A 14,406-nucleotide genomic window follows, 5' to 3' on the forward strand; every position below is an offset into this window, starting at 1 on the left:
CACTTGCCACAAAAGGCACTGGGGCATGAAGCCCCAGTCCAAGCACTCAAAAAATGGAAGATGAAAGCTCCTGATTTATTCGTCAAGAACGTGCGTAATCATCCGGGACCCGACAGCTAGGTGGTATTACGTAAAAAAATCGCCATTTCTGCCATGAAGATACGCCTCCTCAATGCAATGGAGGTGTGATGTTACCTAGAGATATACGAGATATTCTGGCCGGCCTATTTGTGGCCGCAGTCGGATTGTTTTTTGCCATCGGTGGGATGGGTTATGCCATGGGGTCCGCGGCGCGCATGGGGCCCGGGTATATGCCCGTGATCCTTGGCTGGGTGCTGTTTGTGATGGGGGTGTTGATTGCGTTGCCAGCCTGGTTCCGCCAAGGCGACCGCATCGTTGTGCACTGGGACAGTCTGGCGGCTTCCTTGGGGGCACTGGTGGTATTTGCCTTTTTGCTGAATACCCTGGGCGTATTTTTCAGCACCATGATTGCCGTATTGGTGGCCAGCCTGCCAAAACCGATGCACATGGGCATGCGCTTGGTGATTGCCGGCATCATTGCCGTGATTACCGTCCTGATTTTCATCGTCGGTCTGAATATGACGATTTCCATGTTTCCTGAATTCTGATTGTCACGATGGAACTATTCAATAATCTGTTGATGGGGCTGCAGGTGGCTTCCGATCCCACCATCCTGTGGTATTGCTTTCTGGGGGTGTTTCTCGGTACCGCCGTGGGCGTCCTGCCCGGCATCGGTGCCCTGGCGGCCATCTCGCTGCTGCTGCCCATGACCTACCACATGTCGCCCACCGCGGCGATCGTGATGCTGGCCGGCGTGTACTACGGCGCACAGTACGGTGGATCAACAGCATCGATCCTGATGAATTTGCCCGGGGGGCCCGCGTCGGCGGTCACCTGCCTGGATGGCTACCCGATGGCCAAGAACGGCAAGGCGGGCATTGCCCTGTTCATCACCACGATCGCGTCCCTGGTCGGCGCCATGATCGGCCTGGTGCTGCTGGTGCTGTTCTCGCCCGCGATTGCCGAGGTGGGCCTGAAGTTTGGCCCTGCCGAACTGTTTGCCATGATGGTGCTGGGCCTGGTGGCGGCTTCGTCCATGGGCACCGGCTCCCCGGTCAAGGGGCTGGCGATGGTGGTCATGGGCGTGCTGCTGGGCATGGTGGGCACGGACGTGAATTCCGGTGCCGCCCGCTTCACCTTCGATATTCCGGAGCTGATGGACGGCATCAACCTGGTGGCCCTGGCCATGGGCCTGTTCGGTGTGGCCGAGGTGGTGCGCAACATCCACGGCCAGGACGACTCGCAGAAGGTGGAGAAGGTCACGCTGCGCTCCATGATCCCCGCGCGCGAGGAGATGAGGCGCAGCTATCCCGCCATGCTGCGTGGCTCGGCCCTGGGCTCGGCCCTGGGGGCGTTGCCAGGCGTGGGTCCGTCGATTGCCGCGTTCATGTCGTATGCGATTGAAAAGCGCGTGGCCAAGGACCCCAGCCAGTTTGGCCAGGGCGCCGTGCAAGGCATTTCGGCCCCCGAGTCCGCCAACAACGCCGCAGCACAGACTGCCTTCGTGCCGTCGCTGTCGCTGGGCATTCCCGGAGATGCGGTGATGGCCATCATGCTGGGGGCACTGATCATCCACGGCATCACGCCCGGGCCGATGCTGATCAACGAGCAGCCCGAAATGTTCTGGGGCCTGGTGGTCAGCTTTGCCATCGGCAACCTGATGCTGGTGCTGCTGAACATTCCCACCATCAGCATCTGGGTGTCGCTGCTGCGCATTCCGTTCACCTGGCTCTATCCCGCCATCCTGGTGTTCGTGGCCCTGGGGGTGTACAGCGTCAACAACAACCACTTCGACATCTATATGGTGGCCGGGCTGGGGGTGCTGGGCTACCTGTTCATGCTGCTGCGCTTTGAGGCCGCGCCACTGTTGCTGGGCTACATCCTGGGGCCGATGGTGGAGGAAAACCTGCGCCGCGCGCTGCTGCTGTCGCGCGGCGATCCGGCCATCTTCTTTGACCGGCCCATCAGTGCCACCCTGCTGTACGTGACCCTGGCCATGCTGGGCTGGACCCTGTTCAAGTTCCTGCGCCGCAGCCTACGTACATCTCACATCTGAGCGCGCTGCGCTTCCCGACAGAATGGCTCTGGGGCATGGTGGTGCCCCAGAGCCATTCGTGAACCTGCCGCCCCCTGGGGGCGGCTTTGTCCTGTGCCCACCGTTGTGGTGTTGACGCATGAAGCATATTTTATTGATTGAAGACGATGCAGCGATTGCGGAGTACATCTCCAGCAACCTGTGTCCAGCCACCTACCAGGTCGTGCATGTGACCGAGGCCAACAGCGGCCTGCAGCATGCGCTGTCACGCGCCTGGGATTGCATCTTGCTGGATCGCATGCTGCCCATGGGGGTGGATGGGCTGGATGTGCTCAAGGCCCTGCGGGCCGTGGCCAACACCACGCCGACCATGGTGGTCAGCGCGCTGGGCCAGACGGACGAGCGCGTGCGCTGCCTCAAGGCCGGGGCGGACGACTACCTGCCCAAGCCCTTCATCATGGAGGAGCTGGAGGCCCGCATCGAGGCTCTGGTGCGCCGCACGGCAACGTCCACGCACCCAGCCAGCCATGTGCTGCAGCTGGGGGACCTGCGGGTGGACCTGATTGCGCACGCGGTGTTCCGCGCGGGCGAGCGGATCGCGCTCAACCCGCGCGAATTCAAGCTGCTGGGCTATCTGCTGAAGAACGCCGGGCAGACCGTGACGCGCACCATGGTGCTGGAGAACGTCTGGGCCTACGACTTCCAGCCCGAGACCAACATCATCGACGTGCACATCAGCCACCTGCGGCAGAAGATTGATGTGGGCGGCGGGCCTTCGCTGATCCGCACGGTCCGCGGCATGGGCTACCGCATCGATGTGCCCGTGGCGATGTAAATGACCACGGCAACGCACCCCGTGCTGGGGCCCTTGCACCGGGCCTGGAAATCCAGTTCCTTTCGGCTGGCGCTGTGCTTCAGCGCCGTGGTGGTCAGCATCCTGGCGGGCACGCTGTCCGTGTACTACGTGGAGATCGTGGGCACGGTCAGCCAGCGGCTGGATGACTATGCGCTGCGCAACAGCAAGCGCCTGCTCAGCGTGTATGCCCAGCAGGGCGAGGCCGGGCTGGTGGAGGAGATCCAGCGCCTGGTCAGCGACGGCATCGACAGCCAGGATGAGATCTTCATTTACCAGCACCTGGATGGCGCGGTCTGGGCGGGCAATGCCACCATCGACCTGGTGCATGCGCCGCGCGTGGCGGCGCTGCAGGATTTGCCCGTGGAGCAGGAGGCGCGCAGCTTCAATGGCCGGGTCAAGATCGACGACCTGGGGCAGCAGCGCTTCTTGATTGTCGGCAGTGACCTGCAGGCCCTGACCGACATCCAGCACCGCTACATGAAGGCCACGGCGCTGGCGCTGGGGCTGGCGGTGGGCCTGTCGCTGCTGGGCGCAATGGTGTTCCGCCGCCTGATGGACAAGCGTGCTGCGGAAGTCCGCCAGGCGATCCGCCAGGCTGGCCAGGGCAACCTGCACTTTCGCATTCCCATGAACCGCAAGAGCGACGAGTTCAGCCTGCTGGAGCAGGACATCAACCAGATGCTGGAGCAGCTGGAGCAACTGGTGCGCGGTATCCGCCATGTTTCGCACATGGTGGCGCACAACCTGCGCACGCCGTTGAACCGCGCGTTGCACCGGGTGCAGGCGGCCAAGCTGGCGCCGGAAAGCCTGCGCCCGGCGCTGCTGGACCAGGTGCAGGAAGAGCTGGACCACCTGCAGCGCCTGTTCAGCAAGATGCTGTTGCTGGCCGAGGTGGAGGCCGGGGTGGGGCTGCACAACTTCGAGCCGCTGGATCTGCGGCAGGTCCTGCAGGAGGTGCTGGAGTACTACGAACCGCTGTTCAGTGACCGGCAAGTGGAACTGCAGCTGGCGCTGGAACCGGGTGGCTGGGTGCTGGGGGATTCCCACCTGCTGGCGAATGCGATGTCCAACCTGCTGGACAACTTCCTGAAATACGGGCTGTCCGCCGAGCAGCGCTGCCTGGAAGTGCACCTGCAGCGCCAGGGCCACGAGGTGCAGCTGCGGTTGCGCGACCATGGTGCCGGCGTGGCGCCCGCGATGCTCGAGCGCTTGTCCGAGCACTTCGTGCGCGACCCGCAGCACCAGCAGCAGCCGGGGCATGGCCTGGGGCTGGCCAGTGTCAAGGCCATCGTGCGCTTGCACCAGGGGCGCATCGGCTGGCGGCTGGCGCAGCCTGGGCTGGAGACCTGGGTGCGCCTGCCGCTGCACCAGCCCTGAACGGCGGCCGGGCCGTCAGGGCCCGGGGAGCTAACCGTTCACTTCCAGTACTGGCACTTGCTTTCGGCCTTGGTGGTCCAGACCTGGTCGGCGGGCAGCTTCTTGACCAGCTTGTAGTAATCCCAGGTGCCTTTGGATTCGGCCGGGGACTTCACTTCCATCAGGTACATGTCGTGGGCGTAGCGGCCATCGGGGCGGATCACGCCTTCGCCAAAGAAGTCCTTGATGGGCTTGCTCTTCCACTCGGCCATGACCTTGTCGGCTTCCAGCGTGCCGGCGCGCTGGGCGGCCTGCAGCCAGGTCATGGTGGCCGAATAGTCGGCGGCCTGGATTTCGCTGGGGCGGCGCTTGGTCTTGGCCATGAACTTGTCGGCGAACTTGCGCGACTCGTCGTTCATGTCCCAGTACCAGCTGGTGGTGAACTGCAGGCCTTCGGTGTTCTTCACGCCCAGGCTGTGGATGTCGCTGAAGAAAATCAGCAGGCCGGCCAGCTTCATGCCCTTGGTGATGCCGAATTCGCGGGCTGCCTTGATGGAGTTGATGGTGTCGCCACCGGCATTTGCCAGACCCAGGATCTGGGCCTTGCTGTTCTGGGCCTGCAGCATGAAGCTGGAGAAGTCGCTGGCGTTCAGCGGCGTCCGGACCGCCCCCACCACCTTGCCGTCATTGGCCTCGACGATCTTGGAGGTGTCGGCTTCCAGCGCATGGCCGAAGGCGTAGTCGGCGGTCAGGAAGAACCAGCTTTTGCCTCCGGCTTCCACCACGGCCTTGCCCGTGCCCTTGGCCAGGGCCACGGTGTCGAAGGCGTAGTGCACGGTGTAGGGGCTGCACTGTTCGTTGGTCAGGGCCGAGCTGCCGGCGCCGTTATCCACAAAGATGCGTTTCTTCTCCTGGGCGACCTTGGCCATGGCCAGGGCGGTGGCGCTGTTCGTGCCGCCAAACACCAGGCTGATGTCCTGCTGGTCGATCCATTCGCGCGCCTTGCTGGCGGCAATGTCGGCCTTGTTCTGGTGGTCGGCGGTGAGCAGTTCAATGGGCTTGCCCAGCAGCTTGCCGCCAAAGTCGTCAATTGCCATCTGGATGGCGACCGCCCCGTTCTTGCCTTCCACGTCGGCATACAGGCTGGACATGTCGGTGATGAAGCCGATCTTGACGGTGTCGGGCTCTTTGAAGGTCTGGGCCTGGGCAGCGGCAGACCACAGGCCCATGCCGCACAGAGCCAGAACCAGGGGAGAGAGAGCGTGGCGCATTCCGAAAACTCCTTGTGTACCGTGTGACAAAAAAGGGGTTCAGATTGCGCCGCCGACGCCATCTTTCCAACTGGGGCAAGCACGGGCGGGGAATGTCCTTGCTTGCCACGTAGGTGGACTTTGTGCTGCGCTCTAGGGCGCTGTGGCGGTGGCCGCGGGGGCGAGGTCGGGGATGGTGGCCGGCTGGGCCACCTCGGGGGCGCGGTTCTGGCGCGCGGCCTTGACCTCCTGGCCCAGGTCGTACACGGCGGTGGCGTAGTAGCTGGACCAGTTGTAGCGCGTGATGGTGTAGAAGTTCTGGGTGCCGACGAGGTAGCTGGGCGCGGCTTCGCCGTTTTTCAACTCGATCAGCGCCAGTGGGCCGTCATGGTCCAGCCCGCCCTGGGGCACCACGCCCAGCTCGACCATCTGGGCCGCTGTGAAGCTGGGGCGGATGTCCGGTGCCAGCAGGGTTGGCAGGTTCAGGCGGTCGGTGTTGAACAGGGCGGGGTACCAGACCGGCTGCCCGCTGACCCAGCCATGCGCCTTGAAGTAGTTGGCCACCGAGCCGATGGCATCGGCTGCGCTGTTGAACAGATCGATGCGTCCATCGCGGTCAAAGTCGACGGCCCACTGGGCCCAGCTGGTGGGCATGAACTGGCCCAGCCCCATGGCCCCGGCGTAGCTGCCGCGCGGCTCTGTGGTGGGGGTGCCAACGTTGTGCATCATCACCAGGAACTGCTCCAGCTCACCCTGGAAATAGCGCTGGCGTTCTGCGGCCCGTGGATGCGCCTGCGGGAAATCGAATGCCAGGGTGGCCAGGCTGTCCAGCACGCGCAGGTTGCCCATGTTGCGGCCGTAAATGGTCTCGACACCGATGATGCCGACCACCATTTCGGCGGGCACGCCAAACATTGCCTCGGCGCGCGCCAGGGTGTCGGCGTTCTGGTCCCAGAAGCGCACCCCGGCACTGATGCGCACCGGGTCGATGAAGCGGCGGCGGTAGTCGCCCCAATCGCGTGCGGTGGTACTGGTCTTGGGGGTCGGCGTCATCAGGCGCGGCACCTGCGGCAGGAAGCGCGCCTGCGCCAGCTGGGCCTGGATCCATGCCAAGTCCAGGTGCTGGCGCGCGGCCATTTCGCGCGCCCAGAGCTGGGCATCGGCGCGTTGTGCATACGGGGCGCTGGCGGCCGTGCTCTTGGCAGGGGTGTTTTTGGGCGCGCGGGGTGCGCTGTTTTGGGCGTCTGCAGGCAGGTGGGTGGCGCAGCCTGTGACCAGGCCAATCAGGAACAAGGAGGGAAGCAAACGTTTCATGGAGTATGGGGGCTGGGCCAAATCAAAGCGCGGTATGCACGCCGCAGCTGGGCCAGGCTGGGCGTCTGGGGGCCATGCGGTGCATAGCGCCATTGTTCCATCTGCAGCAGCCACTGCTGCAGTGGCTGGGATTCATCCCCCCATTGTGCTTGGGCAGCGGCCGCCAGGGCTTGCAGCCCCCGTGTGTCCGCATGCTCCAGGCCATGGCGTTGCAACTGCTGGCGGGCCTGCTGCATCAGGCGCAGCCAGGGATCGGCCACCCAGCGCCGGCGCCAGCGTTGCCAGGCCGCACCGAGGGTGGCGAGCGCCAGCAGGCTGCTCAGCCCGGCTGCCAGTTGCGGGATGCTCCAGTCGGTCCAGCCCAGGCGCTGTAGCAGGGCCGACTGGTCGCGCGGGGTGTAATTCAGCACCCAGTCGTTCCAGCGGTGGTTGAGGGCTTCCCAGTTGGCGCGCAGGCGGCGCAGGACGTCGGGGCTGATGACCTGGTCCATGGCGCCACCGAAGGCTGAGGTGGGCGGTGACAGCCGTTGCAGCTGCTCGGTGCGCGAGGGCGCCACGGCCGAGGTGGGGTCGATGCGCAGCCAGCCCTCGTTGGGCAGCCAGACTTCGGTCCAGGCGTGGGCGTCGCTTTGGCGCACGGTCCACAACCCGTCCACCGGGTTGCGCTCGCCCCCCTGGTAGCCGGTGACGATGCGTGCCGGAATGCCGGAGGCGCGCATCAGCACCGTGAAGGCCGAGGCGATGTGCTCGCAAAAGCCGTTGTGCGTCTCGAACCAGAAGGCGTCGGCCGTGTGCGGGCCGGGCACCACATCGGGCGCCAGCGTGTAGACGTAGCGGCCGCTGCCCAGGTGATTGAGGGCGGCCTGGACGATGGCGGTGTCATCCGTGCCGTGGTCGCGGCGCAGCGTCTGCGCCCATTGCGTGGTGCGGGGGTTCAGATCAGGCGGCAGCTGTAGGTGCTGGCGGCGCTGGAAGTCCGACAGCTGCTGGCCATAGGCATAGTGCAGGTGGGCCTGGGCGCGGTAGCGCAGCACCTCGGTGAGTGGGCGTGCCGTCAGCCACTGCAGGTCGGCGGTACGCTGCACCCGGCGCTGGGCATCCGGGGGCGACAAGGTGGCATCCAGGGTCAGCAGCCAGCGTTGCTGGTGGGCCTCCAGGGTGATTTCATAGTCGATGGCCGTCCCCAGCCCCGAGGCGGCGACCTGGGCCGTGGCCGGCAGCGCATACGGGGCGCCGTCGGCGTCCGCTTGCCAGTTGCGCCCGTCAAAGCGGCTCAGCACCGGCCCCCGGAAGTACAGCAAGCGCTGCGGCGGGGCTTTGCCATCGGGGCTGTCAAAGCGCACGCGCAGGGCCACGCTGTGGTTTTGTGCCAGCTCGGCCACCTGGCCGACGGTCATGTCGTTGGACAGGCCGGTCGTGCCTTTGCTGGCCTGTGTGGGCAGGCCCCACAGCGGTGGCAGGCGCGGGAAGGCCAGGAACAGCACCAGCATCAGGGCGCGCCCAGCAGTATCAGCAGGCCCGCGGTGCGCACCAGCTGCCGCAGGCTGGGGTAGCCGGACGGCATGTGCGCATTCACCAGGCAGACCAGCAGCCCCCAGACGGCCACCAGCATGGCGAGGGCCATGCTCAGCGACTGGGACTGCAGGAACAGGGTGAGCAGCGTGAAGAAGCCCAGGAAGAAGATCACCATGGCGTCGCGGCGGGCGCGCATCTCCAGGGTCTTGAGCACCAGCAGCAGGATCACCAGGACCACGCCGGCCTCGGGGCCGACGATGGAGCGAAACTGCAGCGCCGTGGCACCCACGGCCAAGGCCAGCAGGGCCGCCAGCAGCCAGGTGCCCGGCAGGCGCTGGCCGCTGCGGGCCAGCCACATGCGCCAGCCCAGCAGCAGTGCCGCCAGCGCGCTGGCCCACGGCGGCAGGTAGGCCACCTGCGGCAGCAGCACCAGGGCCACCACCCCCAGCACCAGCAAGGTGTCGCGGGTCTCGCGCGGCAGGGGAGGGGTGGTGGAATCCATTTTTGATAGCTGCTTGCGTAGGCTGTATGCGCGCTGGACGGTGATTTGATTCAAAACTCTAATGGGGTGCAGCGGATTTGCCGTCCACGGCCAGTGCCGCCAGGCAGGCGTGCAAATGTGGCTCGCCCATGGCCTGGGGCAATTGCTGTCCGCTGGGCAGTCGCAGCCCCCACAGCGCCTGTTGGGCGTGGGCCTGCAGCACCCAGGCGGTGAGGCGGGCGATCTGTGCCTCGGGATCGGTCAGGCCCGTGGCGCGGGCATCCAGCCACAGGCGGTCGGTCTGGGGCGCCGTGCCGCTGCGCACCACCAGGTCGCCGTGGCCCAGGGCCAGGGCCGAGGCGGCTTTCTTCCACACGATGCTGCGCAGGCTGTCGCCGCGCTGGTAGTGGCGCACGTTGTCGGGTTCGACCATGCCACTGTGCTGTTGCAAGCTGGTGCCGGAGTGGGCGTGGTCCAGGTGCTGGATGGGGGGCGCTGGTGTTTCGGGGCACGGGTAGACCAGCACCCGGCCATCGGGCTGCCAATAGCTCCACAGGCGGAACACGCCCAGCGGGTAACGGCTTTCCAGCACCACCCGGGGCACGCGGTGCCAGCCGCGCTGGTGCGGCACGCTGCCCAGCTCGACCACCTGTGTGTGGCCGGCGGCCACGTCGGCATGCACCCAGGCCAGCGGGCCTTGCGAGCGGTTGAGCGCCACGGACAGGCCGTGGCGATGCGGACCGGCGGCCGGGGCCTGCAGGTGCAGCGGCACGGTGGCGCGTTCGCCCTGGAACACGGGCTGCAGCGGCCCCAGGTGCAGTTGTAGGCCCTGTAGGTTGCGGTGGCCCACCCAGACGCTGGCCAGGGCACTGCCTGCTATCAGGAAGGTGAGCAGGTAGCCCAGGTTGAGCTGGAAGTTGATCGACGCGACCAGCAGCACCAGCAGCGTGGCCGCCAGCATGCAGCCGGCGGCCGAGGGCAGCACATAGATGTTGCGGTGCCCCAGGGTGTGCTCGGCACCGGGTACCTGACCGCGCGTGACCCAGTTGTGCAAGCGCTGTCGCCAGCGGCTGCGGGTGGGGCGCTGTGGCTCGGACATCAGGGCAGGGCGACTGTGTGCAACAGCGCCTGGACCTGTGCGACCGTGCCCCGGCCGGCGCGCGCCACGGCGTGCAGGCGGTGCGCCATGGTGGGCACGAACATGGCCTGCACATCGTCGGGCGATGCGTAGTCGCGACCGTGCAGCAGGGCATTGGCCTTGGCCGCGCGCAACAGGGCAATGCCGGCGCGGGGGGACAGGCCCTGCACAAACCACTGCCCGTTGCGCGTGGCATCCACCAGGTCCTGGATGTAGTGCAGCAAGGGCTCGGCCGCGTGGACCTGCAGCACCGCCTGCTGCAGCGCGGCCAGCTCCTCGGACGTCAGCTGGGGCGGCAATTGGTCGGCATGGGCGCGGTGGCCGTGGTGGGCCAGCAGTTGCAGCTCTGACGCGCGGTCGGGATAGCCCAGGCTGACGCGCATCAAGAAACGGTCCAATTGGCTCTCGGGCAAGGGGTTGGTGCCCAGCTGTTCCTGCGGGTTCTGGGTGGCAATCACGAAAAACGGCGTGGGCAGCGGGTGGGTCCGGCCTTCGATGGAGACCTGTTTTTCCTCCATGGCTTCGAGCAGCGCACTCTGGGTCTTGGGGCTGGCCCGGTTGATTTCATCGGCCAGCAGCACCTGCGCAAACACGGGGCCGGGGTGGAACACAAAGCCTTCGCGGCCCCGGTCGTAGACGGACACCCCGGTCAGGTCGCTGGGCATCAGGTCGGCGGTGAACTGCACACGGGCAAACTGCAGCCCGAACGCATGGGCCAGGGCATGGGCCAGGGTGGTTTTGCCCACGCCCGGCACATCTTCGATCAGCAGATGCCCACCGGCCAGCAGGCAGGCCACGCAGTCCTGGACCTGCTGTTTTTTGCCAACGATCACCGTGTTAAGCTGATCCAAAAGAGACCGGATTTTTTGTGATGTCATGCACAGAAGGTATCCGAAAACAATGACAACAGGGGACAAGAAAAGTGGGCAAGACAGGCTATTTTTCTCATCACTCATGCCGACAGCATGAGATGGGGCCAGGGCATCCGGAGTGTCCGCAGCGCCTGGATGCGATCGAGGACCGGTTGCTGATGACCGGGGTGCTGGACGGTCTCGAACGGATCGATGCACCCGCCGCCGCGCTCAGCGATGTCGAACTGGCCCATGACCGCATGCATGTGGCGGCCCTGCGTGGCCTGACCGATAGGCTGGTCGAAGAGCAGGCCGCCGGCGGCCCCGAATACACCCAGCTGGACACCGACACGTCCATCAACGCCCACACCTTCACTGCCGCGCTGCACGCGGCCGGCGCGGCGGTGGCGGCCACCGATGCGGTGCTGGACGGCGAACTGGAAAACGCCTTTTGCGCCATCCGTCCCCCCGGCCACCACGCCACGCGCGACAAGGCCATGGGCTTTTGCTTCTTCAACAATGTGGCGATTGCCGCCTTGCACGCCCTCCAGCGGCGCAATCTCAAGCGGGTGGCGATCGTGGACTTTGACGTGCACCACGGCAACGGCACGGAAGACATCCTGGCCGGTGACAACCGCGTGCTGATGGTGAGTTTCTTTCAGCACCCCTTCTACCCGTTCAGCGGCGACAAGGAGCCGGCCGCGAACATGCTCAACATCCCGGTGGCGGCCTACACCAAGGGCATGGACATCCGCGAGCTGGTCGAGATGCTGTGGATCCCCCGGCTGGAGGCTTTCAAGCCCGAGATGATCTTCGTCAGCGCCGGTTTCGATGCCCACCGCGACGACGATATGGGACAGCTGGGCCTCACGGAAAACGACTACATCTGGTTGACCGAGCGCATCAAGGACATTGCCCGCCGCTTCAGCAAGGGGCGCATCGTCTCTTGCCTGGAAGGGGGCTACATGATGGGGCCGCTGTCACGCAGTGTGGAAGCGCACCTGCGTGTGCTGGCCGATGTTTGAGTGGAGGTGGGTATGGATGCAGAGCTGCTGGTGCAAACGCGCGATGCGCGCGGCGTGGTCACGCTGACCTTGAACGATCCGGTGCGCTTCAACGCCCTGGGGGCCCCCATGCTGGAGGCCTTGCAGTCGGCCCTGACGGAGCTGGCCACCGACACCGGCGTGCGCGTGGTGGTGCTGGCCGCCCAAGGCAAGGCCTTTTGTGCCGGGCACAACCTCAAGGACATGGCGGCCCACCCGCAGTTGGACTATTACCAGGACTTGTTCGCGCAATGCTCGCGCATGATGCTGAGCATTGCGCGCCTGCCTGTGCCCGTGATCGCGCGGGTGCAGGGCATGGCCACGGCGGCGGGCTGCCAACTGGTGGCGCAGTGTGATCTGGCGGTGGCCAGCACGCAGGCCAGCTTTGCCACCAGTGGCATCCAGTACGGGCTGTTCTGTGCCACGCCCAGCGTACCCCTGGTGCGCAACATCCCTTTCAAGCAGGCGATGGAAATGCTGTTGACGGGCGACTTCATGGACGCCGAGACGGCCCAGTCCCAGGGTCTGGTGAACCGCGTGGTGGCCCCCGAGGAGTTGGATGCCGAGGTGGAGAAGCTGGTGCAGGCCATCGTGCAGAAGCCGGCAACGGCGGTGCGCATGGGCAAGGAACTGCTGTACCGCCAGCGTGAACTGGGCCTGCAGGCGGCCTACCAGCTGGCCGGCGAGGTCATGGCCTGCAACATGATGGATGCCGATGCCCAGGAGGGCGCGCAGGCCTTCGCGCAAAAGCGCGTGCCCCACTGGCGCCAGTAGACCGGGGCATGCTGGGCGGGCCGCAGGCCGGCCACCCCGGCAGACTGCGCCACAATCAGCCCATTCATAGCCGCAGGGTGGTTGCACCATGGACATCGTTGACAAGCTGATTGATGACTTCAACAACTCCAGCGCCTGGCTGGAGTTTTTTATCGTGCTCGGCGGTTTGCTGCTGGCCTACGTCTGCGTGCGCTTCTGGGGTCGCCACCTGAAGCACAAGGGGCGTGCCGCCTCGGTCTGGTTTGGCTCCAACCCGCTGCATGGGGCGATGTTCCCCTTGATGGCGTTGCTGTGGATCTACATCGCGCAAGCTATCACGGTGCAGTACATGCCGGTGTTCTGGCTGCGGATCGCTATCTCGCTGCTGTGCTCGTTGACCGTGATCCGCTTCGTGGCCCGGGTGTTGAGCAAGTCGTTCCCCCAATCCACCGGCATGCGCCTGATCGAGCGGGTGTTCTCGTGGATGGTCTGGGGGCTGGCCGTGCTGCACAGCCTGGGCCTGCTGACGCAGGTGCTGGAAGAGCTGGATGCCGTCCGGCTGACGCTGGGCAAGTCGCAGATCAGCCTGCTGAGTCTGATTGAGGGCGCGCTGTCCACCGGCCTGATGCTGGTGGTGGTCCTGTGGGTGTCCAGCCTGTTCGAGCAGCATGTGATCAACCGCTGGGTCGGCGACCTGTCCATGCGCAAGGTCAGCATGAATGTGACGCGCGGGGTGCTGATCACCGTGGGCCTGCTGCTGGCGCTGTCCTGGGTTGGCATGGACCTGACCACGCTGTCGGTCATGGGGGGCGCGATCGGCGTTGGCCTGGGGTTCGGTATGCAAAAAATTGCTTCCAACTACGTCAGCGGTTTTCTGGTGCTGATCGAGCGGGCCCTGCGGATTGGCGACAACGTCCGCGTCGATGGGTTCGAGGGGCGCATCACCGACATCAAGACCCGGTTCACGGTCATCCAGGCTTTGAATGGCCGCGAATCCATCGTGCCGAATGAAACCCTGATCACCCAGCGGGTGGAGAACCTGACGCAATCCGATCGCCGGTTCAGCCTGTCGACGACGATGGTGGTCGGCATGGACAGCGATGTGGAGCAGGTGCGCCAGGTCCTGCTGGCGGCGGCGACCAGCCAGCCCCGCGTGCTGGCCCAGCCGGGGCCCTCGGTGCAACTGGTGGATTTCCTGGAGCATGGCCTGCAGTTCAGCCTGAACTACTACATCAGCGACCCACAGAACGGACAGGGCAACATCCGCTCCGACGTCAACCTGGCGGTGCTGCAGGGTTTGCGCGCGGCGGGCATCCAGCTGCCAGTGCCACGGCAGGTGCTGGAGTGGTCGGGCGGTGCGCCCGGTGCCAAAGACGCCGATGTGGACCCTGAGGCCGTGGACCATCGCGCCTAGGTGAAGACCCTAGGTTGATCAAAAAACGCTGGGGATTTCACAAGCTGCGTGCATAAAATGGAACGATCGTTCTTTTTTATCCGCCCTGCTTGGCAACGTCTTTTTACGGGACTTGCTGCATCGCGGCATAGAATGTTCCAAGTTTACGTTTACGTCAATTCAAACAACTTGCAATCACACTGATCCAAGGAGCAGCAGCATGAAGGTATTGGTTCCAGTCAAGCGCGTGGTGGACTACAACGTCAAAGTCCGCGTGAAGTCCGACGGCACAGGCGTGGACATCGCCAACGTCAAGATGAGCATGAACCCGTTTGACGAA

Annotated in this window: 12 protein-coding genes and 3 pseudogenes; 9 read left to right on the forward strand and 6 right to left on the reverse strand. The window is 65.2% G+C overall.

Annotation, left to right across the window (positions count from 1 at the left end):
• From SJH88_RS16105 to SJH88_RS16125, 5 genes and pseudogenes are all read left to right on the forward strand, one after another.
• Positions 1 to 120, forward strand: a pseudogene (locus tag SJH88_RS16105) (IS481 family transposase); the annotation flags it as partial.
• A 68-nt stretch (positions 121 to 188) separates the two neighbouring features.
• Positions 189 to 629 (forward strand): tripartite tricarboxylate transporter TctB family protein, encoded by a 441-nt coding sequence (locus SJH88_RS16110; RefSeq protein WP_274755077.1) that lies wholly within the window; start codon positions 189 to 191, stop codon positions 627 to 629.
• Between the two features lie 8 nt (positions 630 to 637).
• Entirely contained in the window at positions 638 to 2,137 is a 1,500-nt protein-coding gene (locus SJH88_RS16115) for a tripartite tricarboxylate transporter permease (RefSeq protein WP_042413897.1), read from the forward strand.
• Between the two features lie 118 nt (positions 2,138 to 2,255).
• Entirely contained in the window at positions 2,256 to 2,951 is a 696-nt protein-coding gene (locus SJH88_RS16120; protein WP_274755078.1) for a response regulator transcription factor, read from the forward strand.
• Entirely contained in the window at positions 2,952 to 4,349 is a 1,398-nt protein-coding gene (locus tag SJH88_RS16125) for a sensor histidine kinase (RefSeq protein WP_274755079.1), read from the forward strand.
• A 38-nt stretch (positions 4,350 to 4,387) separates the two neighbouring features.
• Here SJH88_RS16125 and SJH88_RS16130 read toward each other — a convergent pair whose 3' ends face one another.
• From SJH88_RS16130 to SJH88_RS16155, 6 genes and pseudogenes are all read right to left on the reverse strand, one after another.
• Complete coding sequence (locus SJH88_RS16130; RefSeq protein ID WP_420921753.1) at positions 4,388 to 5,599, reverse strand: ABC transporter substrate-binding protein; 1,212 nt, start codon at positions 5,597 to 5,599, stop codon at positions 4,388 to 4,390.
• Positions 5,600 to 5,731: 132 nt separating this feature from the next.
• The gene (gene mltB, locus SJH88_RS16135; protein WP_274755080.1) at positions 5,732 to 6,892 is read right to left on the reverse strand and encodes a lytic murein transglycosylase B; all 1,161 of its coding nucleotides are present in this window, start codon (positions 6,890 to 6,892) and stop codon (positions 5,732 to 5,734) included.
• On the reverse strand, positions 6,889 to 7,383 hold the full coding sequence (locus tag SJH88_RS19810; protein WP_420921754.1) for a DUF4129 domain-containing protein: 495 nt from the start codon (positions 7,381 to 7,383) through the stop codon (positions 6,889 to 6,891). Before SJH88_RS19810 ends, mltB begins: the two co-directional genes overlap by 4 nt.
• A gap of 135 nt (positions 7,384 to 7,518) precedes the next feature.
• Positions 7,519 to 8,909: pseudogene (locus tag SJH88_RS19815) on the reverse strand (transglutaminase TgpA family protein); the annotation flags it as partial.
• 58 nt (positions 8,910 to 8,967) lie between these two features.
• The gene (locus tag SJH88_RS16150) at positions 8,968 to 9,987 is read right to left on the reverse strand and encodes a DUF58 domain-containing protein (protein WP_270148358.1); all 1,020 of its coding nucleotides are present in this window, start codon (positions 9,985 to 9,987) and stop codon (positions 8,968 to 8,970) included.
• Positions 9,987 to 10,904, reverse strand: a complete 918-nt coding sequence (locus tag SJH88_RS16155) for an AAA family ATPase (protein WP_270148355.1) — start codon at positions 10,902 to 10,904, stop codon at positions 9,987 to 9,989. The genes SJH88_RS16150 and SJH88_RS16155 overlap by 1 nt, the downstream gene beginning before the upstream one ends.
• A 44-nt stretch (positions 10,905 to 10,948) precedes the next feature.
• Between SJH88_RS16155 and SJH88_RS16160 the strand changes: the two genes are divergently transcribed.
• The 4 genes and pseudogenes from SJH88_RS16160 to SJH88_RS16175 all read left to right on the forward strand — a co-directional run.
• Positions 10,949 to 11,902 carry a histone deacetylase family protein gene (locus SJH88_RS16160; RefSeq protein ID WP_244982870.1) on the forward strand — a complete coding sequence of 318 codons (954 nt, stop codon included), beginning with the start codon at positions 10,949 to 10,951 and terminating at the stop codon, positions 11,900 to 11,902.
• Between the two features lie 12 nt (positions 11,903 to 11,914).
• On the forward strand, positions 11,915 to 12,694 hold the full coding sequence (locus SJH88_RS16165) for an enoyl-CoA hydratase (protein WP_270148350.1): 780 nt from the start codon (positions 11,915 to 11,917) through the stop codon (positions 12,692 to 12,694).
• A gap of 88 nt (positions 12,695 to 12,782) precedes the next feature.
• Complete coding sequence (locus SJH88_RS16170; RefSeq protein WP_270148347.1) at positions 12,783 to 14,087, forward strand: mechanosensitive ion channel family protein; 1,305 nt, start codon at positions 12,783 to 12,785, stop codon at positions 14,085 to 14,087.
• Between the two features lie 199 nt (positions 14,088 to 14,286).
• Positions 14,287 to 14,406: pseudogene (locus SJH88_RS16175) on the forward strand (electron transfer flavoprotein subunit beta/FixA family protein); the annotation flags it as partial.

It is taken from the genome of Comamonas sp. GCA5, from assembly GCF_036541385.1.
GTDB lineage: Bacteria > Pseudomonadota > Gammaproteobacteria > Burkholderiales > Burkholderiaceae_C > Comamonas > Comamonas aquatica.